The 22,678-nt window shown below is 44.7% G+C and carries 20 protein-coding genes; 9 read left to right on the plus strand and 11 right to left on the minus strand.

All coding sequences use genetic code 11. The annotated features are described in order from the left end of the window. Positions 1-4 precede the first annotated feature (4 nt). The gene (locus H171_RS19695) at positions 5-991 is read right to left on the minus strand and encodes a polyprenyl synthetase family protein (protein WP_100306638.1); all 987 of its coding nucleotides are present in this window, start codon (positions 989-991) and stop codon (positions 5-7) included. Continuing rightward, complete coding sequence (locus H171_RS19700; RefSeq protein ID WP_100306639.1) at positions 984-3,011, minus strand: NAD(P)/FAD-dependent oxidoreductase; 2,028 nt, start codon at positions 3,009-3,011, stop codon at positions 984-986. Before H171_RS19700 ends, H171_RS19695 begins: the two co-directional genes overlap by 8 nt. A gap of 317 nt (positions 3,012-3,328) precedes the next feature. Here H171_RS19700 and H171_RS19705 point away from each other — a divergent pair, with 317 nt between their 5' ends. The 4 genes from H171_RS19705 (at position 3,329) to H171_RS19720 (ending at position 6,829) form a co-directional block, all read left to right on the plus strand. Continuing rightward, positions 3,329-3,694: a NusG domain II-containing protein gene (locus tag H171_RS19705; RefSeq protein WP_100306640.1), complete on the plus strand. Its 366-nt coding sequence runs from the start codon at positions 3,329-3,331 to the stop codon at positions 3,692-3,694. A gap of 128 nt (positions 3,695-3,822) precedes the next feature. Then, positions 3,823-5,232, plus strand: a complete 1,410-nt coding sequence (locus tag H171_RS19710) for an AAA family ATPase (protein WP_100306641.1) — start codon at positions 3,823-3,825, stop codon at positions 5,230-5,232. Continuing rightward, the gene (locus tag H171_RS19715) at positions 5,216-5,905 is read left to right on the plus strand and encodes a hypothetical protein (protein WP_100306642.1); all 690 of its coding nucleotides are present in this window, start codon (positions 5,216-5,218) and stop codon (positions 5,903-5,905) included. The genes H171_RS19710 and H171_RS19715 overlap by 17 nt, the downstream gene beginning before the upstream one ends. 105 nt (positions 5,906-6,010) lie before the next feature. Further along, complete coding sequence (locus H171_RS19720; protein WP_100307596.1) at positions 6,011-6,829, plus strand: alpha/beta fold hydrolase; 819 nt, start codon at positions 6,011-6,013, stop codon at positions 6,827-6,829. Between the two features lie 99 nt (positions 6,830-6,928). Here H171_RS19720 and H171_RS19725 read toward each other — a convergent pair whose 3' ends face one another. From H171_RS19725 to H171_RS19740, 4 genes are all read right to left on the minus strand, one after another. Then, positions 6,929-8,743 (minus strand): methyl-accepting chemotaxis protein, encoded by a 1,815-nt coding sequence (locus tag H171_RS19725; protein ID WP_100306643.1) that lies wholly within the window; start codon positions 8,741-8,743, stop codon positions 6,929-6,931. Between the two features lie 213 nt (positions 8,744-8,956). Continuing rightward, positions 8,957-10,360, minus strand: coding sequence for an ABC transporter substrate-binding protein (locus H171_RS19730; RefSeq protein ID WP_100306644.1), 1,404 nt, complete (start codon positions 10,358-10,360; stop codon positions 8,957-8,959). A gap of 66 nt (positions 10,361-10,426) precedes the next feature. Then, the gene (locus H171_RS19735) at positions 10,427-11,242 is read right to left on the minus strand and encodes a carbohydrate ABC transporter permease (RefSeq protein WP_100306645.1); all 816 of its coding nucleotides are present in this window, start codon (positions 11,240-11,242) and stop codon (positions 10,427-10,429) included. Beyond that, entirely contained in the window at positions 11,242-12,105 is an 864-nt protein-coding gene (locus tag H171_RS19740; RefSeq protein WP_100306646.1) for a carbohydrate ABC transporter permease, read from the minus strand. The genes H171_RS19735 and H171_RS19740 overlap by 1 nt, the downstream gene beginning before the upstream one ends. Positions 12,106-12,579: 474 nt before the next feature. Between H171_RS19740 and H171_RS19745 the strand changes: the two genes are divergently transcribed. The 4 genes from H171_RS19745 (at position 12,580) to H171_RS19760 (ending at position 15,998) form a co-directional block, all read left to right on the plus strand. Then, positions 12,580-13,533 (plus strand): cell wall-binding protein, encoded by a 954-nt coding sequence (locus H171_RS19745; protein ID WP_100306647.1) that lies wholly within the window; start codon positions 12,580-12,582, stop codon positions 13,531-13,533. Positions 13,534-13,656: 123 nt separating this feature from the next. Then, positions 13,657-14,748: a ComEC/Rec2 family competence protein gene (locus tag H171_RS19750; protein WP_100306648.1), complete on the plus strand. Its 1,092-nt coding sequence runs from the start codon at positions 13,657-13,659 to the stop codon at positions 14,746-14,748. A gap of 24 nt (positions 14,749-14,772) precedes the next feature. Then, positions 14,773-14,985 carry a DUF3006 domain-containing protein gene (locus H171_RS19755; RefSeq protein ID WP_100306649.1) on the plus strand — a complete coding sequence of 71 codons (213 nt, stop codon included), beginning with the start codon at positions 14,773-14,775 and terminating at the stop codon, positions 14,983-14,985. A gap of 20 nt (positions 14,986-15,005) precedes the next feature. Further along, positions 15,006-15,998: a 3'-5' exonuclease gene (locus H171_RS19760; RefSeq protein WP_100306650.1), complete on the plus strand. Its 993-nt coding sequence runs from the start codon at positions 15,006-15,008 to the stop codon at positions 15,996-15,998. On the opposite strand, the gene H171_RS19765 is transcribed toward H171_RS19760, so the two are convergent. The 5 genes from H171_RS19765 to H171_RS19785 form a co-directional block, all read right to left on the minus strand. After that, complete coding sequence (locus H171_RS19765) at positions 15,995-16,705, minus strand: response regulator (protein ID WP_100306651.1); 711 nt, start codon at positions 16,703-16,705, stop codon at positions 15,995-15,997. The genes H171_RS19760 and H171_RS19765 overlap by 4 nt on opposite strands. Next, positions 16,698-17,789 (minus strand): sensor histidine kinase, encoded by a 1,092-nt coding sequence (locus H171_RS19770; protein WP_100307597.1) that lies wholly within the window; start codon positions 17,787-17,789, stop codon positions 16,698-16,700. The genes H171_RS19765 and H171_RS19770 overlap by 8 nt, the downstream gene beginning before the upstream one ends. Positions 17,790-17,812: 23 nt before the next feature. Further along, complete coding sequence (locus H171_RS19775; RefSeq protein WP_100306652.1) at positions 17,813-19,366, minus strand: D-alanyl-D-alanine carboxypeptidase family protein; 1,554 nt, start codon at positions 19,364-19,366, stop codon at positions 17,813-17,815. A 162-nt stretch (positions 19,367-19,528) separates the two neighbouring features. Then, positions 19,529-20,230: a TIGR01906 family membrane protein gene (locus tag H171_RS19780; protein ID WP_100306653.1), complete on the minus strand. Its 702-nt coding sequence runs from the start codon at positions 20,228-20,230 to the stop codon at positions 19,529-19,531. A 20-nt stretch (positions 20,231-20,250) separates the two neighbouring features. After that, the gene (locus tag H171_RS19785; RefSeq protein WP_100306654.1) at positions 20,251-20,901 is read right to left on the minus strand and encodes a trimeric intracellular cation channel family protein; all 651 of its coding nucleotides are present in this window, start codon (positions 20,899-20,901) and stop codon (positions 20,251-20,253) included. Positions 20,902-21,173: 272 nt separating this feature from the next. Here H171_RS19785 and H171_RS19790 point away from each other — a divergent pair, with 272 nt between their 5' ends. After that, positions 21,174-22,532 carry a citrate/2-methylcitrate synthase gene (locus H171_RS19790; RefSeq protein ID WP_100307598.1) on the plus strand — a complete coding sequence of 453 codons (1,359 nt, stop codon included), beginning with the start codon at positions 21,174-21,176 and terminating at the stop codon, positions 22,530-22,532. Positions 22,533-22,678 lie beyond the last annotated feature (146 nt).

Raw genomic sequence — 22,678 nt, forward strand, 5'->3', positions numbered from 1 at the left:
ATTATTATTTTTTAATACCATAATAAGATTTATCCACCACGGTCATGATCCTGACCATCTTGGCCTCGGATAAATTAAGAGTTCCGATGGTGCTTACTGCTTTTGTATAGTATCTGCCTGCCATTGCTTTTGTATAAGCGGTTCCGCCGGCTTCCAAAACTCTGTCATAGAGTTCCTTCGCGGAAACAAGGCCGTTTTTAACTTGATTTAAAAAGTTCTCATCCTGTTTCATGGCATGAATGAGAGGCAGGGTGACAACTCCTTCTTCATAATCGGACCGGACGTTTTTCTTAGCATCACTTTCGTCCATCTCATAATCAATGCAGTCATCCATGAGCTGAAAAATCATGCCCACATCGTTGCCGACCTTTCGGTACATGCGGAGTTTTCTCTCATCCGATGTGGACAGCATAGCGCCGCCGTGAAAGGATGCTTCAAAAAGCGCCGCCGTTTTTCCTTTGATGATGCTTAGATAGCGGTAAACGGATAGATCAAGGTTCCCATTGTTGATTTCCTGGCGTAATTCACCCATGCAGATCCTGCATAGATAATTGGACATATCCAGGGCTTCGTATTCGTTTCTTTTAGGAATGGAAACCGCCAGTTTAAGTGCCAGAGATAAGAGGTAATCTCCGCAAATGACCGCCGCTTTTTTACCAAATCTTTTCTGAAGCGTGTCGATCCCCCGTCTTGTATCAGCGTCATCGATTACATCATCATGGACCAGGGTGGCCAAATGCAGCAGTTCCACTGCAGAGGCCAGAGTGATGGCTTCTGCAGGAACTTTATCCTCTTCATCCATGGAACAGGCCATCAGCCCATAAGCACGGATGAACTTACCTGTGGACTTTGCCAGATGGGCTGTATAAGTCCTGATGACAGGAGGCGCTGAAGATAAATGCTTTTCCACAGCCGATGCCATTAATTGGAAAGCTTCTTCAAAACCATACCGCAGGCTGTCTGCATCCTCCAACAATTCTCTATTAGTCATTATATAAATACCACTTCCTTATAAAGGGAAGTTTTCTCCATTTTTTCTTAAGCCAGGGCATGAAATAATAATCAAGGCCAAGGGTTCTGCCGCCGCCGACTAATACTGCGATACCGGCGAAAATCATCCAGAACGTGTTCAAGTAAAGACCAGTCGTGCACACGAACATGAACTGTAGTACCAGGGAGGCTGCTGAGGAAAGGAAGTTGAATAATCCCGCCATTAAAGCAAGACCGATTAGGATCTCCGCGATCACGATACCGCGCTGCATAAACAGCTGAAGTCCGCCGTTAGGCAGGATCACAGTGTTCACAAACCAGTTCATAGGAGCAAAATCCAGTTTAAAGGCATAATCAGACAGAGTCGAATGAGAGATACCTTTGGAACTGACAAGAGTAGCGTCGATTAATCCTAAAATATGATAGGAGAAAACTGCTACACCGCTGGAAACTGCATCTGCAGCACCAGCAGCAGCACCAGTGGCACTGGCTACCGCATCTGCAGCTGCCGAAGTTGCACTGGAAACCGCATCGGCCGAAGGAGCAGCTCCTCCGATTCCATTGATCCCGTAGGGAGCCAAAATGTTATTGAAGAATTGATTGGCTCCTCCGAAGAATCCGCTCAGCATGGGCTGATCCATCCAGCCTTCAACAATCTTCATAACGCCTTCAAATACCCATACAGCACCAAGCCATACGCGCAGCGGCATCAGCAGGAAGCTTGGGGTCCTGTTGGAGAAATGGCCTCCCAGGAAGCTTCTGCGGTTGCGCACGGTAAAGAATTCGTGGCACACATAGCTCCAGACCTTATTCCAACCCAACACCTGAATAAAATATATAACATTGATAAAATGTTTGGAAAGCATGGCAAAGAAGGAACACAGGTTAAACATGAGATTGGGAAGACCTACCCGTGCCACTCCGTAGCGGCCGCCTACAGAAACCATAACGCCATGGAAGGACGGTTTATACTCCTCCATCGCTCCTGTACCAGCAATGGCACATACCAGATTATGGGCGGCTGTATGAGCGCTCTGCTCACAGTTTTCTACCATCTGGGGAACAGGTGCATTTTCTCCCTGAGGTACATACATCATGTTGTCGCCTACTACGTAAACTTCTTCATGGTCTTTGGCTCTTAAGAAAGAATCTACCTGGATTCTTCCACGCCCTACGGATTCAAGCGTCTTGGCCGCTTCTCCGGTAATATCTGCGCTTTCAATACCGGCCGTCCAGATTGTTGTACCGGATGGATAACGGTTTTTCCTGCCATCCTGATTCAGTTCGATGAAATCCTCGCCAATGGCGGTTACGCCGGTTTCCATCATTACTTTTACGCCCATCTTTGTCAGGCGCCTTTCTACCTTGCCGGACAGCTTTTCCGGAAGAATGGGCACTGCCCGCTTTAAAACATCTACGTTATACATGGAGACGAGAGACGGTTCTATTTCATACTCTTCACATAAGAAGGGCACATATTCCGCCAGCTCTCCAGCCATTTCCACACCGGTAAAACCGGCTCCTACGACGTAGAACGTTAAAAGGCGGCGTTTTTCTGCCTCATCCGGTTCACAGGCAGCTTTGCGGAATACATGGTGAATCCGTTCTTTTAATAATACAGCATCTTCATAAGACCAAAGCTTATAAGAATTCTTCTCTGCACCTTCCACACCAAAATAGGTGGGCTTAGAGCCTGCGGCCAGGATCAGATAGTCATAATCGTATTCGCCCTTGTTTCCCGTTAATTTCTTCTCTTCAATGGAAATCTGACTGATGGTGTCAGTAATGATTTCCACATTCCTTCCGGCAAATACTTTTTTCAGGCTGATGCGGATGCTGTCTTCCTCAACCCTTCCAGCGGCCACTTCATGAAGTTCTGTTAGCATGGTATGGAACGGATGCCTGTCTATGATGGAGATACTTACCTCATCCTCCATCTTCATCTTGCGGAATTTTTTTTCCAATTTTTTGGCAGTTAAAATACCGGCATAACCGGCACCTAACACTACTATTCTTTTCAAGTCTTCCCCTCCTTGTATGATAGCGGCACGCAAAATGCCACTTTGACATTATTATAACATATGGGAATGATTTTTACCATAATTTTATCGTAAATCGATCACTTTTTCCACTTTTTGTAACTTATTACATATATAGAGAATTGCCTGTCAAAAGAAGCCGGCCATCCGTTTCCAGGCATCCATGAAATGAGGGAATCGGGCCGGAAATGCAAGGTTTTCTATAATGATTTTGAACTAATTATTATTTTATAAACAAGACAGTTATGTTATAATAAAATCTCAGGATATTTACATTTAAGAGAAATAAGAGGTAAGAGATGAAATTTGTAAAAAATTTAACAGTAATACAAAAGAGAGAGCTGATCCTGATTGCCGCCATTCTGGTGATATCAGGACTGCTGTCCGGGTTATTTTATGTCAAAAACAGAAAGCCGGCGGAACAGGTGGTGGTCACTGTAGACGGAGAGACCGTGGCAACCCTGGATCTTCATAAAGATGCTGACATGGTTATTGATGGGTATGGCGGCACGGATCATCTGATTATTAAAGACGGCTATGCCAGCATTACGGAAGCTTCCTGCCCTGATAAGGTATGTGTCCGCACGGGCAAGATCCACAGAAGCGGGGAACTGATTGTATGTCTGCCTAACCGGGTGGTAATCACAATCGAAGGGGAAGAATAAGGAATCGCCGAATATATCTCATGTTTCTGGAGAATTATATCTAATATTGGAATAAAAAGTACCGTTATGTAAAAATATTTACAGGTTTTAAGGGCTATTTGATCCTGTGGATCAGGGAAGGAGCTGATATGGGCGAGGTTCAGACGACGATTCGCATAAGTGAGATTGAATTAAAAGGATTTAAGAATACCCAGTACGGCAGAATTATAATGCCGTCAGCAGGAAATAAGGATTATTTCTCAAAAGCAGCGGACATTCTCGGCATTTACGGGCAGAACGGTTCGGGGAAAACAGCGGTTATTGAAGCGATGGAGTTCGTTCAGACATTGCTTACGGGGCGGCCCCTGTCCAGGGAAGTGGTTCATTATATTTCCAAAGACATGGAAACCTGTACAATTACTGTTAAGTTTATAATCCAGACAGACCGTAAAAAAACCATGGCTGAATATTCTGTCCAGTTAAAAAGGATTTCCAAAAGCGAGTTTGAGATCGTACACGAAGCCCTCTGTTCCGCTGCATGGACCGGAGAAAAATTTGAAAGCAAAAAAACATTGATCGATTACGGACTGCATTCAGATGGGCCAACTTTTACGCCGAAATACCGGCTGGAAGATTTAATCCGTGAGAATGATGAAAATAAAGTAAATTTAAGCGTTGCAAAAAAAATTGCCCGGAAGGATCTGGTTTCTTTTATCTTCGGCCCGGAAGGCAGAGGGGTATTTTTATCCGCTTCTGAAGGAGCATCTGAGGATTACGCTTATATCATCCAATCACTTTATCAATATGCAGGCATGAACCTGTTCGTAATTTCCAATGCCCGTGCAGGAGCAATCAGTATGGATTTTATGATCCCGTTTGCGTTCCGGCTTGATCTTGGTGAGAGGATCGCAAAGGGTGATCTGCTTATAAGACTTGATGAACCATCCGTGATCAGTAAAGAACATTTTGAAATGGCCAGGAAGATCCTTCGTGAGATGAATGTGGTTCTTGACGCCATGATCCCCGGCCTTTCCATTGGAATTTTTGACTTTGGAGAGCAGCTTCTTGAACGGGGGGAAACAGGACACAGGGTTGAGTTAATTTCAAATCGGGGAGAAATTACAATTCCCCTGAAATATGAGTCGGAAGGAATCATTAAGATCATTTCCGTTCTAAATGCCCTCATGTGCGTTTATAACAACGCCTCCATGTGTTTGATTATTGATGAGCTGGATGCAGGCGTATATGAATATCTTTTAGGGGAACTTCTTTCTGTCTTTGAAAAAGGAGCAAAGGGGCAGCTGATCTTCACATCACATAACTTGCGGGCATTGGAAATGATCAATAAAAGCAGTATTGTATTTTCCACCACAAATCCTTCCAACCGGTATATCCGTCTGCAGAACATAAAGAGCAATCATAATTTGCGTGATATGTATCTGCGGAGTATCGTATTGGGCGGTCAAAAAGAAGCTATTTATGAAGAGACAGACAGTGTGGAAATTGGCCGTGCATTCAGGCGTGCCGGAAAGGCGGTAAGGGATGGCGGCCAAGACTAAAAAAGTAATCCTGTTTATCGTAGAAGGACCCACTGACGAGGAGACATTAAGTCCGGTTCTTAAAAAAGCATTTCAGAGAGAAGATGTCCGTTTCCATGTGGTTCATGGCGATATGACAAGCAACTGGTCGGTATCAGGCAACAATGCCGTTAAAACGGTTTATGAGCATATAGAGGTGGAAAGAAAGCGGTATGGCTTTGATAAAAAGGACATTCTTAAGGTAATTCATCTTGTTGACATTGACGGGGCGTTTATTCCGGCGGACAAGGTCATACAAAGCACAACGGGGACAATCCAATATTTTGATGACCGCATCGAATCAGCAGATCCTGAGGGAGTCATTGACCGGAATTCAAGAAAGTCCCAGGTGCTGTACCGGCTTTGTACGGCCGATGCCGTCGGTAAAATACCGTATTCTGTTTTTTATTTTTCCCGGAATCTTGAGCATGTGCTTCACAACAATAATGGGAATCTGACTGACGATGAAAAGATAAATTATGCAGATGCTTTTGCAGATAAGTATGGTTCCGATCAGAAAGGCTTTCAGGCTTTTATTTCATCGAATGATTTTGCTGTGCCGGGGGACTTTCGTGAGACATGGAACTTTATTATGCAGGGCCTCAATTCATTACACCGGCACTGTAATCTTCATCTGCTTCTTAAAGAAGGTTAACAGGAAGAATTGTTTGCGTACTGCATTGGGTATTTATTTGAAAATTGGAATGATGATTAAGGAGAGGGAATAACATAGAATAAACATATTATGCAGAGCGAGATCATGGGATACTATATAACCGTTGAAAAGAATGTAAACATTTACGTAGAGGATCTTAATCCGGATTGCGAAAATACCATTTTATTTCTTCATGGATGGCCGGGAAGCCATAAGCTTTTTGAATACCAGTTTGATGTGCTTCCTGCCATGGGCTTCCGCTGTATCGGCATTGATACAAGAGGATTCGGGGATTCTGACAAGCCGTTTTGCGGGTACGATTATGACCGGCTGGCCGATGATGTCAGAGTGGTCATAGATGTACTGAATCTTAGGAATATTACCCTGGCAGGACATTCCACCGGAGGGGCGATTGCCATAAGGTACATGGCAAGGCACAGGGGCTTTGGGGTAGCAAAACTTGCTTTATTCGCTGCCGCAGCGCCAAGCCTTGTGAAACGTCCGGACTTCCCCTATGGGCTTGATAAAGACGTAGTAACTCAAATCATTAACGGAACCTACGCCGACCGTCCCAACATGTTAAATAATTTTGGAGATATATTTTTCTTCCAGCATATTACTTATCCGTTCTCTCAATGGTTTTTCCAGCTTGGTCTGCAGGCAGCAGGCTGGGCGACGGCAGCTATTGCAAATACCTGGCTTGAAGAGGTATTGTTTTCAGATCTGGAGGCAATTGATGTTGAAACTCTGATCATTCATGGGATCCATGATCAGGTTGTCCCTTATGAGCTGGGTGAGATCCAGCATCAGTGCATTAAAAACTCCAGGCTGGAATCCTTTGAATTCAGCGGTCATGCGACCTTCTATGACCAAAAGGACGAATTCAATAAGGTCCTTTCCGAATTCGCCAGCGGGGATTGTTAGAAAAAGGATAAACAGTACCATTGCTATTGACATAAAAAAAGGGCGTTGATTTTAATAGATCAACGCCCTTTCATATGGCATTCTGGATTTCTGTTTTAATTAATACTTTTCAAAGGAAGATTCTGTCCTGGCCTCATATTCGTACTCTTTTGTGCTTTTTATCACTGTCTTTTGTTCAGTATCCAATTGGAATTTGTCTACTTCATCCCGCAGTGTATTAGCCTGGGCGCTCATTTCTTCGCTGGAGGCCGAATTTTCCTCAGCTGTTGCTGCATTTGCCTGTATGACTGCCGATACCTGCTCCAGTCCTATGCGGATCTCATCAATGGAAGAAGCCTGTTCAGAAGCCGATTGGTTGATCTTATTGACGATATCATTGATAAAGCCGGTGGTTTTATCAATATCATCAAGAATCTGGGCGGTTTTCTCAGTAATTTCAGTTCCTTCCTGTACCGCATTTACGGAATTCTGTATCAGTTCCGCTGTCTGCTTCGCGGCCTCCGCAGATTTTGCGGCAAGGTTACGAACTTCGTCAGCTACTACGGAGAAGCCCTTTCCTGCAGTTCCTGCCCTGGCGGCTTCAATGGCAGCATTGAGGGAGAGGATATTGGTCTGGAACGCAATGTCCTCAATAACCTTTGTTATGTTGGTTATCTGATCGGAGAAGATGGCGATATTATCCATTGCTTTTGTAAGCTGCTTCATATGTACACCGCCGTTTTTAACGTTATCGCTGGTTTGAACCACATATTCGGTTGCTTTTATAACATTTTTTGAATTTTCTGCAGCCTGTTCCGTGATGCTTGCAATGGAGGAGGAGAGTTCCTCTACGGAAGCGGCCTGTTCTGTGGAACCGGCTGCAAGCTGCTGTGCTCCTGCCGATACCTGTTCTGTACCTGTATTTACCTGCTGCGCAGCAACATCGATCATAATGAGGGTATGATTTAAAGAGGAAACGGTTTTTATAATTGCCTTTTTAATGGCTTCAAAGTCTCCCACATAGTCTAAATCCATGGAGAAACGCATATCTCCCTGAGACAGAAGATTCAGCTTTTCCGTAATGTCACGAATATAGGAGGTTATGGCAGCATTTGTATTTCTGATGTTTTCAGCCATGCTTCCCAGCTCATCTTTGCTTACATATGTAATCTGGGCCTGTAAATTTCCCTTTGATATTTCTTTGTAAACCAGTTCGATTTCTTTCACAGGATCCAAAATAGATTTTCTGATGATCATGGTAATGAAAAGGGTAAACAGCAGAGAAATCAACAGAGACAAGGAAAGGGAGAACCAGGCTAATTTCATGTAGGTCTGTGCTTCCAGCTTCTGGGAAGCAGCAAACTGCAGCTGGATCGTTGAAAAACCTGACAGGATTTCTCCGGCCTGATCAATAGCAGGAGAATAATTGTTTTTATAAGACTCATAGGCCTTGCTGCTGTTTCCTTTGGTGGAAGCTTGAAGCAGCCCTGAAATCTCTTCTCTGGCGGACTTGGTTTTTGATAACAAATCTTTTATCTGTGCGATATCGTTATCTCTTGCACTGGAAGACTGGTTGCCTGCAAATGCCTCCAATGCGCTGGAAACGCTTTCTTCCTGTTCCTGGGCCTTGGCAAGGCTATCCTGTACGGATTGGATATTATCGTCAAGAATTGCCTGAAGAAGATATTTTTGTGCCGAGGCCAGCCCGGATCTCATGGTCCATGTGCTGTTGGAGTTTGGTACGGTATAGCGGTAATAGCGTTCCACCTGGAAGCCAAGATTTTTCGTATTCCATGCGGATATTGAAGTGGATGCTATAATGATCAGCAGTATTATGCCAAAACCTAAAATCAGTTTTTTGCCGACAGATAAGTTTTTAATCAGAGAGCCTGCTTCTTTGCCGGAATCATCGGCATTTGTATTCTGTTTTTTCATCTTATCGTTCCTTTCCCGATTTTTTAACCGGAATATATAGATTGGAAATTGCGTCATATTATATATCGGAACTATAGAGCTAATCATAAGAATTCACTTGTTATTTTTTTAACTGTGAAGACTACTTTCACGATCTGATAAAGAATGAGGATTTCTGAAAAGGGACAGAAAAAAAGAAAGCCTCCGGCTTTTGTGCCGAAGGCTTTTTGAACATTATTTTGTAGATGAATTATAGTTTGCAATGGCTGCATTTACTTTTTCAGCCAGGAAACTTACCGCCTGTTCCGGAGTATATGTGCCGTCATAGGTCTTCTCCATTGCTTCGTTAAAGATCTTTCTGGACTCGGTTGCTACTCCGGATAATACACCTGCGGTGTATCCATTGACAGGGGTAGCCTTTAACTGGTTGATGGCAGTGGTGAAGTTGGGGTTCTGAGCTATGAAATCCTTCATGGCAGGAGTTTCATAAGCATCCGGGTTAACTGCGAAGTATCCGGTGGACATACTCCAGTTGGCCTGGGAATCCGGTGTGGTGGTAAATTCGATGAACTTCCAGGCAGCGTTCTTTTTCGCCTCATCCTTATTGTCCATCATCCACAGGGATGCACCTCCAATGATGACACCGCCATCGGCAGCAGATGCATCGACTTTTGGAAGAAATCCGGTACCGATCTCAAAATCGCTGCTTGCCGTAGCATTTTTAAGAATTGCCGTGGATTCAATGATCATGGCTGTCTGGCCCGAGAAGAATGCGGTCTGGGTATCCGCGGTGGTGCTGCCGTAGTTATCCGCATAACCGGAATCCATGAGCTTTTTCCATGTTTCAAAAATCTTAAGTCCAGCTCCGTTGTTTAAAAAATCCACTTCGGTTGCCGGCGCTTTCCGCCCGTTTTCATTGTTTGCATAAAATTTTCCCTGGCCGGCGATCTGCTGTTCAAAGAACCAGCCGTAGATGGCCTGGGCATAGCCCACGGGAGCTGCTTTGCTTTCAACGATTTTTTTGGAGAATTCCAATACCTCGTCAAATGTTTTGGGCGGGGTTTCAGGATCCAGACCAGCGGCCTTAAAAACGTCCTTGTTGTAATACAGCATTGGTGTGGAAACATTAAATGGCATGGACATCTGTTTTCCATTTACCGTATAGTAGCTGGTGATGATATTCATAACAGTAGAAGGATCAAAGTTTGTGGAGGCAAACATATCCTGTACCGGAATGGCATGACCGCTATCAGTCATAAACTTTGTTCCGATGTCGTACATCTGGCATACGTCCGGCATGCTGCCGCTCTGCATGGCTGCTTTCAGCTTGGTGATCAGGTCATCATAGTTACCCTGATATTCACTTTTTACCTCGATCTCACTCTGGGACTCATTAAAGGCTTTAACCAGAGCTTCGGTTGCCTCTCCGTTTACACCTCCCATAGCATGCCAGAGGGTTATGACTGTTTTTCCACCCTCTGCCGGAGCTTTTGCGTCAGCCGCCGCTTTTGTGGTAGCAGCCTCCGTGGAACCTGCCGCTGTGGTTCCCCCGGAAGTAGCACTTCCACCGCATGCAGCAAGAGTCATGGACATGACAGCAGCCATAATCGCCGCAAGCCACCTTTTTCTTCTTTTCATAGATATCCTCCTTTAAATGATATAGTTTTATCTCTATACAGTGCCCTTTGGGCATGCATGAAATACTTACCCTTTTACGGAACCTGAGGTGAGGCCTGAAATCAGCTGCTTCTGTCCCAGTATGAATGCCAGGATCGAAGGGACGAGGATGATCATGGATCCGGCCATGACCGGGCGGAAGTCTGTGGATTCCGCTCCCTGAAGCATTCCAAGACCAATCTGGACGGTTCGCATGTTTACCGAATCTGTAACGAGAAGCGGCCATAAATAGTGATTCCAGCTTTGAAGGAATGTGTAGATCCCCAAAGCGCCCATGGAAGGCTTTACAAGGGGAAGGGCAATGAAACAGAAGAAACGGAAGTTCCCGCAACCGTCAATATCCGCTGCCTCCTTTATCTCCATTGGAAGCTGCAGGAATGCCTGTCTCATGTTAAATACTGCAAATGCAGATGCCACGTTTGGAAGGATCAGGGCTGTATAGCTGTTCTTAAGCCCCAGATCGCAGATGATTAAATAATTTGCAATGATGATGGCCTGGCTTGGGATCATCATGGTTGCAAGCATCAATAAAAACAGGGCATTCCGACCCCGGAATTTCATCATGGAAAACGCATAGGCTGCCAAAGCCCCGGTAACGATCTGCCCAAAGGTAACGGTACAGGATACGATCAGGGAATTCTTGATGAAGGTAAAGAACGGGGCCAGCTGCAGGGCTTTTATGTAATTGTCCGGGATCAGCTGTTTGGGCCAAAAGCCCCCGGAAAACACTTCCTTCATGGTCATCATGCTGACGTTAAAACAGTAAACCACTGGTGAGATAATGATGACTGCAAAAAGGATATTTAATGCATAAAGTAGATATTTTACCAGTTTGTTTTTCATCAGTAGGTCACCTTCTTTTCCAGTCTGAATTGAATCAATGTCAAGGCCATCAGGATAATAAACAGGACGATGGATTCCGCACAGGCCATGCCGAACCGGCTGTTCATAAATGCCTCCTGGTAAATCTGGTACACAATGACATTGGTGCTTCCGGAAGGGCCTCCCTGTGTCATCAGTTTGACCTGAGCATAAGCCTGAAGGGCGTTGATGACGTTAATGATCAAAAGGAAAAACAGGGTAGGGGATATGCATGGGATGGTAATATGCCTGTGCTTGGCAAAAAATCCTGCTCCTTCAATGGCTGCGCACTCATAAAGATCCACAGGAACACTTTGTAAGGCGGCGGTCAGGAATATAAAATTTAATCCGACGTTCATCCATACGGTCACAAGGGTTACCGCACTTAAGGCGTATTTGGGATCCGTCAGCCATCCGATGTGGGTTCCCAGGACCTTGTTGATGATGCCAAGGCTGCTGTGAAATATAAACATGAAAACCACGGAAGCCGCTGCTGCAGAAATGGCCATAGGAAGGGCGTAAACCGTCCGGAACAGATTCTTCCCCTTAATATCCTCATTGCTTATGATTGCCAGGATAAATCCGATCACAATGGAGCAGGCCACGGTCATCACTGCATATTGAAAGGATACCAGAAGGCTGTTTTGAAAGGCCTGAGAGGTGAAGATCGTAAGATAATTCCCAAGGCCGACAAAGGAGGAGACTGCCCCAAGGGGAGTCGTCATGGCAAAACTAAGCCAAATGGTTTTGAGGAACGGCCAGAACAGGAAGGCCGAGAAGAAAAACATGGCGGGCAGCAAATACAGATAAGGCTCGATTGCCCGGAAAAACTGCTTCTTTTTCATGAAAAAATTATCCTCCTTTTCCTAAAAAGAAAAAAAGAATCAGCATTTCATTTCGCCTTAGAGATAATGGCGGAAATGTAACGTCTGATTTCTCTTGCTCTCTAGCAAATGTTTCATTGACGTTAGTTTATCATATAAGTTGTTATAATGCAATATATATTTGCCTTAATTAACCAGATAATTGGTAATATTTTGATATATTATTAACGAACAAGTGAAAATATGAATTAAATTTAATAAAAATTTGGAGTGATAGAGGTATAAAAATATACTTAGTACACAATTGGAGTATCTTGCCGGCTTGCTTTTTCAAAAACTGGGTAGATTATCCAGCTGCCGATTCGGTCTTCTGCCGTCAGAAATAGCCGCAAAACCTTACGAAACCCGAATGGCTATTCACAAACGTTCGGGGATGGGGTATAATAAGCCTATTGCACCGCAATCAGAAATGATATAGAAAGATGGGGATTGTTTATGAATGGTAAGAAAATTTTGTCTCTGGTGCTTGCTGTGTCAATGGCAACAGGGCTTAGCTGTATGACTTCCATGGCAGCAACCAGAAAGAAAATCACAACAGTAAACTTAACCGTGACAGCGGACATTATGCCGGGCGGTTCTGTTTTTGGACAGCAGGCTGAGATAACCACAAAAAACAGCAAGATCGATGTGGGAGAATGCGAATTTACTAACAGCGGATTTCAGTGGTCTGAACAGGATATACCAAGGCTGGAAGTAAAGCTGTATGCGCAGGAAGGATATTATTTTTCTGTTGCAGAATCCGGCTTCACAATTGATGGAGGAACCTACGTAAAGCAGACGAGGGAAGATTTCAGCCAGACCCTGACGGTGACCATAGATCTTCCGAAGGTCAGTGAGTTTACCCAGTCCATAGAAAGCGCAGCATGGGGTTCTAAAACTATGGCTGTGTGGAGTCCTGCCGCCGGTGCGGGAAGTTATGAAGTAAAGGTATTCCGTGACGGAAAGAACACGGGAGGAGTAAAGACCACCGTGGGGACGAGTCTGGATCTCGGGCTGTTAATGGGAAAGACTGGAAGCTACACGTTTAAAGTGCGTCCGGTCAACAAGCAGAATACTGAGAATAAAGGTGAATGGGTGGAGTCTCCTGTCAATTATGTTGATGGGGCGGAGGCGGAGCTAAACCGTACATCCTCCCAAAGCGGCGGCGGCTGGAAACAAGACGGGACCGGCTGGTGGTATGTGAATCCCGACGGAAGTTATCCGGTCGGCACCTGGAATAACATCGATGGACAGTGGTATTTCTTCAATGAGAATGGCTATATGGCTACAGGCTGGGTTGCATGGAACGGAAAACAGTATTACTGCGATCTCTCAGGAGGGCAGATGCTGGCAAACACCATAACACCTGATGGGGCTAATGTTGGAGCCGATGGAGCGAAACTTCCTTAGAATAAAAAATGGCGGGCTGCTTTTAGCGGTCCGCCTTTTTTACTGCCTGGAGACCGACCATTTGAAAAATACTTGTAGGATTAAAGATTCTATCATATAATAACAAGGCGGAGGCAGACAGAAATGACAGTGAAAAAGACAGGAAAATTTTATAAGCGGGTATTGATAGCGGCGGCAATCCTTCTGGCCCTTTGTGTGGCAGGATGCAGCCCAACTGCAAGCTCTTCCCCATTACCCCAGAGAGAAATAGGAAATGAGGCTGGGACGGATCTAAGGGTTCATTTTATTGATGTGGGCCAGGGAGACAGTACCTTAGTAGAAAAAGACGGTCATTATATGCTGATAGACGCAGGGGAACGGGATCAGGGCGAGACAGTCGCTTCTTATCTGGAGAAACAGGGAGTGAAGAAACTGGATTACGTGATCGGAACCCATCCCCATTCAGATCATATCGGCGGGCTGGAGACGGTCATACGGAAATTTGATGTTCAAAAGGTCTTTTTACCAGAGAAAGAACATACCACAAAGGTTTATGAACGCCTGCTTGATGCCATAGCGGAAAAAAATTTAAAAATAACCCTTCCAAAGCCTGGGGAAAGCTACTCCTTAGGAGATGCATCTTTCCAGATCATCGCTCCCAACAGGGACTATGGGGATAATTTAAATAACTGGTCCATAGGCCTTCGCCTTGTTTATGGAAAGAACAGCTTTGTCTTATGCGGAGATGCAGAAAAAGATGGGGAAAAGGATATGATAGCAAACGGCCTTCCGTTAAAGGCCGATGTGCTGAAGCTTTCCCATCATGGAAGCACCACCTCATCATCGGAAGGTTTTATGGATCTGGTGGATCCTGAATATGGAGTGATTTCCTGCGGAAAAAATAATGATTATGGCCATCCTCACAAGGAAATCCTGGATATGTTAAAAAAACGGAACATTAAGGTTTTACGGACAGACCAGCTTGGAACCATAGTGGCGGTGAGCGACGGATCAAAAGTCACCTTCCCTGGAACCACGGAAGGAACCGATGGAGACGGGACACAAAGCACGTCAGCAGACCAGGATTATGTAATAAATACCAATACCAATAAATTTCACCGGCCGGACTGCAAGTCAGCAGCTTCCATGAAGGAAGAGAACCGGAAATCCTATAATGGCTCCAGAGAGAATTTGATACAGATGGGATATGAGCCGTGCCAAAGCTGCAACCCTTAGCCTGGCACAGAAAGGGAAAAGGTTATGAAGTATACCATAGACAGAATCGGGGAAACGGTAATTATCTGTGAGGATGAGAACGGAGACATGTTAAAGGTTCAGGCCTCTGAACTGCCGGAAGGTGTAAGAGAGGGAGATATCCTTACAGAGACTGAAGGGACGTGGACACTTGAGAAAGAAGAGACGGAGAGGCGCAGGCAGAGGATTCGTGAAAAGCTGAGAGGGCTGACAGAATAAAGGATTAAAGAGAGCAAACTATGAAGAATTATATTGTACTGGATCTGGAATGGAACCAGAGCGCCGGAGGGAAGGAGGAGACGGTAGAACACCTTCCCTTTGAAATCATAGAGATCGGGGCAGTGAAGCTTAATGAGGCCCTGGAGGAAGTAGGGGAATTTAAGCGGCTGATAAGGCCTCGAATTTATCCCGAGCTTCATGAAAAGATATTAGAAGTGACCCACATGGATCAAAAGACCCTGATGGAAGAGGGATGCGACTTTGAGGAAGCTGTAAAAGAGTTTCTCATGTGGTGCGGGGAGGAAGCCATGTTTTGTACGTGGGGCTCCATGGACTTAACGGAGCTGCAGCGGAACATTGCTTTTTATGGAATTCTAAATCCATTTCCCAAGCCATTTCTCTACTATGATGTACAGAAACTCTACAGCCTGCTTTACGGGGACGGCAAGGATAGGCAATCCCTTGACATTGCAGTGTTAGAACTGCAGATCATGGAAGAGCGGCCATTTCACCGGGCCCTTGACGATGCCCATTATACCGGGCGGGTTATGAATCAAATGGATTTTAATAAGGTCCGGGAATACTTGTCCACGGATTATTACCGCTTGCCGGAAAATGAAGAGGAAGAGGTATATCTGGTGTTTCCCGGATATTCTAAATACATTTCAAGGCCCTTTGAGACGAAGCAGGATGCCATTGAGGATAAAACCGTTACCGATTTAATCTGCTGCAAGTGCAACCGGATGCTTAGAAAAAAGATCAGATGGTTTTCTGTGAACCAGAAGTTTTATACAGCTCTTGGTTTATGTCCTGAGCATGGAAATGTAAAAGGCAAGATCCGCATGAGGCGGAGCGATGACGGACGTGTCTACGTGGTTAAGACCATGAGGCTGGTGGGAGAGGAAGACGTCCGGGAGATTTACGAGAAAAAGGAAGAAACCAAAAAGAAACGGGTGCAAAAGACGAAGACCAGTAAGCAGAATAAAAAGAAGGGGGATTCCCCCCTTTCCTAGATTTCGCTTTCCTTCATTCGGTAGCCAACCCCGATTTCCGTAAAAATATATTTTGGTTCTGCCGGATTATTTTCTATTTTTCTGCGGATATGCGCCATATTGACGCGGAGGATCTGATTGTTGCTGTCTGCGTAAGGTCCCCAGATATGACTTATAATGTAGTCATAGGTCAGGACCTTGCCGGAGTTTTCCGCAAGAAGGGAAACCAGCTTATATTCGATCTGAGTCAAATGGATCTTATGTCCATCCAGTGTGACCAACCGCTTGGCAAAATCAATAAACAGTCCGTCGCTGCTGTAAGGGGCGGGAATGACAGAACCATCCACGGTGCTGACGGTAGGTCTCCCATGACGCAGGGCAGTGCGGATCCGGGCTAAAAGCTCGCTGGTTCCAAAGGGCTTGGTTATATAATCATCAGCACCGAAATCAAGAGCAGATACTTTTTCATGCTCCTGGGTCCTGGCGGAGATGACGATAATCGGAATCGAAGTCCAGCTTCGGACGCTTTTAATGATATCGATTCCGTCCAGGTCCGGAAGCCCTAAGTCCAAAAGGATCACATCAGGGCAAAGGGAATTGATCAAAGCCAGCCCATCCCGCCCGTTGTAGGCGGTATTTACTTTATAATCATGTCTTTCCAATGCACTTTCAATAAAGTTGCAGATATTCTTTTCGTCTTCAATCATGACGATTGTAAACTTACTCATAAGCACTCTCCCCTAATGGTAATGTAAATGTAAAAACTGCACCATGTTCTTCATTGGCGGCTGTGATGTTCCCGTCGTGGGCAGTAACAATGGCTTTGCAGATAGAAAGCCCGATTCCCATTCCTTTATGGGAATCATAGCTGCTGTTGGGCGATGAGGTGTAACCGTCAAATAAAGTCTTCAGCCGTTCCGGGGAAATTCCCACGCCCTGATCCCGGACCTGAAACCAGGCATATCCATCTTGTATGAAGACCGACAGGCTGATGGGATCCGTTGAATTGGAGTGATAGACAGCATTTTCCAGTAGATTTATGATAACCTGTTCAATCAAAGTAGCATCCATGGGAACCATGATGAACTCATCAGGAACAGTCACACGGACAATAGATTTTGGCAGTCTTTTGTGAAAGCGTTCAATGGCTTCGGAAGCTACCTCTTCCAGCGGCTCCGGGCGCTTTAGAACCTGAGCTCCGGTATCCCGGATCCTGGTTACGCTGAGAAGATTCTCCACCATATTTAAAAGCCAGTTGGCATCTTCCCGGATATTGGAGACCAGGCTGGTTTTTTCTGCCTCAGCCATAGTGTTTGTATTTTCCAGGTACGTGTTGCTGGCGCCGATGATTCCTGTGAGAGGAGTCCGGAGGTCATGGGAAATAGCCCGTAAAAGGTTTGCTCTCAAGGCCTCTTTTTCTGCTTCCATTAACAGCTTTTCCCGTTCGTTTAAAATACGGCTTTGTTCCTTTAAATTAGTCGTAGTTGCGCTTGTAATGGTTGAAATGATCAGCAGTGCAAGGAAGGTAACGGGATATCCTTCCATTATAAAATTAAACGCCATAAATGGGTAAGTAAACACATAGTTTACACAGATTACGCTAATAAAAGAAGCAATGACTCCTGGTATATAGCCGTTGGAATAACGGGAAATCACAACCACTGCCATCATATAGATGATTCCTACATTGTTAGTATATCCTCCCAGTATGTGCATCATGTAGGAAAGGATGGTGGCAAGCAGGAGGGAAATAAAGGTAATAATACAATTTTGAAGCCGATCTTTTTTGGATATTTGTTTTTGTTTCCTCATAGAAAACCCCTTGCTGTCTAAGGTCATCTGAAACGGCCTCCCCGCCGTCTTTTCCGTTTGGATGAATAGGAACTGCGCCTTTGCTCCAGAATACTGTTGAATTCATCGGCTGAAACACCGGAGTCCCGAAGGCGTTTCATGCGCTGTTCCCGCCTGATAAGGAAATCCTGCGCTTCCTTGTGTTTCCAATAAATGAAAAAGGCAGCTGCGCATCCTATTACAGTGATTGCTCCCACGCTTCCTAATATCAGCCAGGCGGTTAAAGGGATCTCAAAGGGTCTCAGAGCCTTTTCCCGGTAATCTTCCGTTTCTTTCTCCGAACGTTTTCCGGAAGGAGTTACGGAAGTCTGGGCAGCAGACGGGTCTAATGCTTCACCGGATCCGGAATACGTTTCGGCCTGGGGAGCGGTGGCGATTGAGGTTTCCGCTTCCTTGTTCTGGAATAATGCGTCATTCACCTCCAGGAAGGTACAGCCAACGACCCGGTCATTATATCGGTAATTTATTTTCGCAATGGAATTTGGAGGGTCACCTGATGAAATATCATAACTAAGTTCCGCCTTTGCATCGGAAAAATCAGCTGTTTTAGGCAGGATGATCCTGCTGTCAGGATCCAGAATCAGGGCCTCAGGTCTGGTGATTGACAAACCGCTGAAATTTAAATCGCTGGTAATGGAACTGTAGGTTTTTTCGTAATCTGCAGCTTTTAAGGACACAAAATTTGTAAAACCAAAGTCCAAGAGATTTTTAGTGTCTGTCCAATACTGGGGAGTAGATCCCTTTAAAATTATGGTAATCAGTTTCATCCCGTTTTTTTCCGCACAGGTTATCAGAGTATTTCCGGCCAGTGTGGTATAGCCTGTTTTTCCGCCGATGATACCCGGATAGTAGAAAGGAGTACTTTTTCGCATCATCTTATGACCAGGATAGATGGTAAGCCCTTCTTTATTAATGGAGTTAGGCGGAAGCTTATAAAAGGTTGAGGAGTCGATATCTTCAAAAATTGGATTGTTAAAGGCTGCTCTTGCGATGAGGGCCATGTCATAGGGGGAAGTATAATGTTCCGGGTTATTTAAACCGCTGGGATTGGAAAAATGAGTATTGGTACATCCAAGCTCCTTGGCACGTACGTTCATCATATCGGCAAAAGCTTCGGTACTTCCTGCCACATGCTCTGCAAGAGCGTTGGCTGATTCATTGGCTGATTTAAGCAGAAGGGCATAGAGGCAGTCCCTGACAGACAACTTGTCCCCCTCATTGATCCCGGCATTGCTGCTTCCTGATTCTACATTAAATACGGCATTATGGGAAAATGTTACGGTTTCATCAAGACTGCATGTTTCAATGACAAGAAGCGCAGTCATGACCTTGGTAATGCTGGCCGGAAAATATTGGTTGTGTATGTTCTGGCCCCACAGAACGGTTCCGGTGTCTGCATCCATCAGAATGGCTCCCTGTGCCTGAACAGACGGGCCGGAAGGCCAGTCCGCGGCCCCCAGAGAAGTCCCGGTAAAAGAGGAGACAAAAAAAGGAAGGCACAGAAAAAAAATACAAATCTTTTTTATATATTGAGTCATATTGAGTAATCTCTCCATAAGCTTTCGTTCGGTTTCAGACAATACTTCAATCTACAGTATAGGTTATTTGCTATAACAAGTAAAGGTTATTTGCTATTTTTCCCGCATTTATATACGAAAAAACCAGCTGATTATGCTTACATATCCAGCTGATTTACGGTCTTAAGCTGCAAGATGTTTTCTTTTAACCTTATCCATAAGAAAAAGACAGACAGCTAAGATAAGCAGGATAGAGAAAAGGTAGATAAAGCCGATGAGGATAACTGTGTCCCGAAAGAAGCCTTCCGGAACGATGTTAATAAGCATATCTGTGGAAGGATTCAGAACCCATAGGTCATTCTTAAAGAATATATGGTGGAACATGATAAAATATCTGGTAAAATCTGTGGAAATAATGAAAGCTATGATTGCGGACAGGATAAAAAAGATCCCGGTTCCTGCGCATACGGCCCTGGGAAAGGTTCGCGTAAAACTTGTCTTTAATAAAATAAGAACGATGAGGCATAAGACCATGACCATGAGGCAGCCTCTCCGTATGGAAAGGGCGCCTAGAAACAGTCCGCGGACATCCTCCATATGGGCAATTTCCCGGGCATTAAAAAATTCCCTTTCTACGCCTCCCATGGTGGTATCTACGTGAAGGTTGTCCCTATTTCCCCGCAGATAAGACATCATTTCACCGGTAACATCAAGGAGATCCTCCATTGTCATGGAGACTGCCTGAGTCACTTGATATTTGTTATATTCTTTTTCAAAGTATCCTGGAACCCAGTAAACGGCTGCCTCCACGGAGGTGAATAAAAGCACGATCATAAGGGAGAAAGAAAATATGATTCCAGCGGTATATTGGAGCAAACGGTTCATTGGATTCCTCCTTGGGAGAATTATTTTTTTGTTGCGGTAGGTAAGTCCCAGCAAAAACGGGTTGCCAGTAGGCGGATCAAAACGACGGAGCAGGCGCCGATCAGCATGGCAATATTGCCATCAATGCAGTTCAAAAGCCAGGCATAAATGATGGCGCCTGCAATGGATGCACAGGCATAAATATGCTTTCTAAGGACATAAGGAGTTTGTCCGGCCATAATGTCCCGCAGAATGCCGCCGCCGACTCCGGTGATGACGCCTAAAAAGATGATAAGAAAATGGTAATCTCCATAGCCGGAAAGCACTGCAGCATCGATTCCAACTACGGTAAAAGCACCAAGTCCGATGGCATCAAATATGTTCATCACCTTTTCATAGGCTTCTATGGAACGTCCATCCAGGATTTTCTGGTTCAGCCTTACTATAATAAATAAAAGCATAACCGTTATAAAGGCCAGCAATACATAGATTGGATCTTTAAAAAGGGCAGGAGGTACATTTCCTATGATAATATCCCTTAGCATTCCGCCTCCTACGGCAGTGGTAACACCTAAAACAATGACTCCAAGCAGATCCAGCTGTTTTTTAATGGCAACCATGGCACCAGATGATGCAAAGGCTATGGTTCCGATGACTTCTATAAAGAAAAACAGGGATAATTCTATTTTCATGAACAACCTCCGGTACATTCCTCAATAGGAAATTAAGGCAAGTATAAGATTTAGAAGGGTATTTGTCAATATATCATGCCTTTATATACTCCGGGCTCAGCACAACAAATAAATATATCTTGCTTTTTTTTATAAAATTTTATATTATATTGAAAAGTTGAAAATTTAACGATTAAATTCTGCAGGAGAAGAAAGGGGATGACGCTGGCTTAGAAAGAACAATGGGAAAAACGAAGTGGAACTAGACAACCTGATTTCAGAAAGAGGTGTGCCTGATGAACCAGAAAGAATTTATGAAAAATGTGGAAGAGTGGTCTGATATCTGTTTGAATGACGAAAGAATTGACCTGGAAGCCTACGACAGATATGAGGTAAAGCGGGGGCTTAGAGATAAAAGCGGCGATGGCGTTGTGGCAGGATTAACCAAGGTATCAAAGATTTTATCAAACAAGACCGTAGATGGAGAAAAAGTCCCATGTGAAGGCCAACTGTTTTACCGGGGATATAATATTCATGACCTGGTAAACGGCGTTGTCAGGGAAGGCCGTTTTGGTTTTGAGGAAATTGCCTACCTTCTTCTTTTTGGAGATCTTCCAGACAAAAGCCAGCTGGAGCGCTTTACAAAGACTCTTGGCTACAGCCGGACTCTGCCTACCAATTTTGTCAGAGATGTGGTCATGAAGGCGCCGAGCCAGGATATGATGTCCTGCCTTGCAAGAAGTATACTTACTCTGTCCTCTTATGATGATAAGGCCAGTGACATATCCGTTCCCAATGTACTCCGCCAGAGTCTGATGTTAATCAGCGTCATGCCAATGCTGGCAGTTTATGGATATCATACATTCAACCATTATGAGAGAGGGGGAAGCATGTATATCCACAGGCCGGATGAGAAGCTTTCCACGGCAGAAAATATTTTAAGGCTATTAAGGCCGGATATGAAGTATTCCAAGGTGGAAGCCCATGTTCTTGACCTGGCCCTTATCCTTCATATGGAGCATGGAGGAGGAAATAACTCCACCTTTACGACTCATGTGGTCACTTCTTCCGGTACGGACACATACAGCGTGGTTGCGGCTGCGCTTGCCTCATTAAAGGGCCCCAAGCATGGCGGCGCCAACATTAAGGTTGTGGAAATGATGGAGGATTTGCGGAAGGAAGTACGTGACTTAAAGGATGAAGAGGAAGTGGAGAAGTACTTGAGAAAGCTTCTTCATAAGGAAGCATTTGACCGGAAAGGTCTTATATATGGTATGGGACATGCGGTTTATTCCAAGTCTGATCCCCGTGCAGAAATTTTTAAAGGTTTTGTTAAGCAATTGTCAGAGGAAAAAGGGCGTCTGGATGATTTTAACCTCTACTCCATGATCGAGCGCCTGGCCCCTGAAGTCATTGCAGATGAAAGAAAGATCTATAAGGGCGTAAGCGCAAACGTGGACTTTTACAGCGGCTTTGTGTACAGCATGCTGGATATTCCCAATGAGTTGTTTACCCCGATCTTTGCCATTGCAAGGATTGTAGGCTGGAGTGCCCACCGGATCGAAGAGCTTATCAATATGGATAAGATCATCCGTCCGGCCTATATCAGTGTGATGCAGGAAGAAGAGTATATGCCCCTGGAAGACAGATAGGAAGCCAGGGAGATAAAACATGCTTTGCAGCGGTATGTTGGTGACCCGGCGGCATGATCCCATGTTTAAAAATAAAATTTACAGTGACAGTTTTAAGAATTCATAAAAGTATTTTATATTTCTTGTCCGCATTTCTATCCTGTGCT

Source organism: [Clostridium] celerecrescens 18A, from assembly GCF_002797975.1.
Taxonomy (GTDB): domain Bacteria; phylum Bacillota; class Clostridia; order Lachnospirales; family Lachnospiraceae; genus Lacrimispora; species Lacrimispora celerecrescens.

What these genes read in the sequence shown, in the direction of transcription:
- H171_RS19695 (WP_100306638.1), bottom strand. Translation starts at nt 991, where the DNA reads ATGACTAATAGAGAATTGTTGGAGGATGCAGACAGCCTGCGGTATGGT.
- H171_RS19705 (WP_100306640.1), top strand. Translation starts at nt 3,329, where the DNA reads ATGAAATTTGTAAAAAATTTAACAGTAATACAAAAGAGAGAGCTGATC.
- H171_RS19710 (WP_100306641.1), top strand. Translation starts at nt 3,823, where the DNA reads ATGGGCGAGGTTCAGACGACGATTCGCATAAGTGAGATTGAATTAAAA.
- H171_RS19715 (WP_100306642.1), top strand. Translation starts at nt 5,216, where the DNA reads ATGGCGGCCAAGACTAAAAAAGTAATCCTGTTTATCGTAGAAGGACCC.
- H171_RS19720 (WP_100307596.1), top strand. Translation starts at nt 6,011, where the DNA reads ATGGGATACTATATAACCGTTGAAAAGAATGTAAACATTTACGTAGAG.
- H171_RS19725 (WP_100306643.1), bottom strand. Translation starts at nt 8,743, where the DNA reads ATGAAAAAACAGAATACAAATGCCGATGATTCCGGCAAAGAAGCAGGC.
- H171_RS19730 (WP_100306644.1), bottom strand. Translation starts at nt 10,360, where the DNA reads ATGAAAAGAAGAAAAAGGTGGCTTGCGGCGATTATGGCTGCTGTCATG.
- H171_RS19735 (WP_100306645.1), bottom strand. Translation starts at nt 11,242, where the DNA reads ATGAAAAACAAACTGGTAAAATATCTACTTTATGCATTAAATATCCTT.
- H171_RS19740 (WP_100306646.1), bottom strand. Translation starts at nt 12,105, where the DNA reads ATGAAAAAGAAGCAGTTTTTCCGGGCAATCGAGCCTTATCTGTATTTG.
- H171_RS19745 (WP_100306647.1), top strand. Translation starts at nt 12,580, where the DNA reads ATGAATGGTAAGAAAATTTTGTCTCTGGTGCTTGCTGTGTCAATGGCA.
- H171_RS19750 (WP_100306648.1), top strand. Translation starts at nt 13,657, where the DNA reads ATGACAGTGAAAAAGACAGGAAAATTTTATAAGCGGGTATTGATAGCG.
- H171_RS19755 (WP_100306649.1), top strand. Translation starts at nt 14,773, where the DNA reads ATGAAGTATACCATAGACAGAATCGGGGAAACGGTAATTATCTGTGAG.
- H171_RS19760 (WP_100306650.1), top strand. Translation starts at nt 15,006, where the DNA reads ATGAAGAATTATATTGTACTGGATCTGGAATGGAACCAGAGCGCCGGA.
- H171_RS19765 (WP_100306651.1), bottom strand. Translation starts at nt 16,705, where the DNA reads ATGAGTAAGTTTACAATCGTCATGATTGAAGACGAAAAGAATATCTGC.
- H171_RS19770 (WP_100307597.1), bottom strand. Translation starts at nt 17,789, where the DNA reads ATGAGGAAACAAAAACAAATATCCAAAAAAGATCGGCTTCAAAATTGT.
- H171_RS19775 (WP_100306652.1), bottom strand. Translation starts at nt 19,366, where the DNA reads ATGACTCAATATATAAAAAAGATTTGTATTTTTTTTCTGTGCCTTCCT.
- H171_RS19780 (WP_100306653.1), bottom strand. Translation starts at nt 20,230, where the DNA reads ATGAACCGTTTGCTCCAATATACCGCTGGAATCATATTTTCTTTCTCC.
- H171_RS19785 (WP_100306654.1), bottom strand. Translation starts at nt 20,901, where the DNA reads ATGAAAATAGAATTATCCCTGTTTTTCTTTATAGAAGTCATCGGAACC.